The 764-nt window shown below is 70.8% G+C and carries 1 pseudogene; it reads left to right on the forward strand.

Features of this window, described 5'->3' with window-relative positions:
* Window positions 1–764, forward strand: a pseudogene (locus AB0R04_RS38645) (tetratricopeptide repeat protein); the annotation flags it as partial.

Genomic DNA, 764 nt, shown 5'->3' on the forward strand with positions numbered 1-764 from the left:
CGACCGCCCCTCGGGTGGTTTCAACCGCGATGACCGTGGTGGCGACCGTGGCGGCTTCCGTCGCGATGACCGTCCCTCGGGTGGTGGTTTCAACCGTGACCGTGGCGACCGCCCCTCGGGTGGTTTCAACCGCGATGACCGTGGTGGCGACCGTGGCGGCTTCCGTCGCGATGACCGTCCCTCGGGTGGTGGTTTCAACCGCGACCGTGGCGACCGCCCCTCGGGTGGTGGCGGTTTCCGTCGCGATGACCGTCCGAGTGGCTTCAACCGTGACCGTGACGACCGCCCGCGTCGTGACGACCGTCCGTCCGGTGGTGGTTTCAACCGCGATGACCGTGGTGGCGACCGTGGTGGCTTCCGCCGTGACGACCGCCCCTCGGGTGGCGGTTTCAACCGTGACCGTGGCGACCGCCCGTCCGGTGGTTTCAACCGCGATGACCGTGGCGGCGACCGCGGCGGCTTCCGCCGTGACGACCGCCCCTCCGGCGGTGGCTTCAACCGCGACCGTGACGACCGCCCGCGTCGTGACGACCGTCCGTCGGGTGGCGGTTTCAACCGTGACCGTGGCGACCGCCCGTCGGGTGGTTTCAACCGCGACGACCGTGGCGGCGACCGCGGCGGTTTCCGTCGTGACGACCGCCCGTCGGGCGGTGGTTTCAACCGTGACCGTGGCGACCGTCCGTCGGGTGGTTTCAACCGCGACGACCGTGGTGGCGACCGTGGCGGCTTCCGTCGCGATGACCGCCCCTCGGGTGGCGGTTTCA

It is taken from the genome of Kitasatospora sp. NPDC056731 (assembly GCF_040687675.1).
Lineage (GTDB): Bacteria > Actinomycetota > Actinomycetes > Streptomycetales > Streptomycetaceae > Kitasatospora.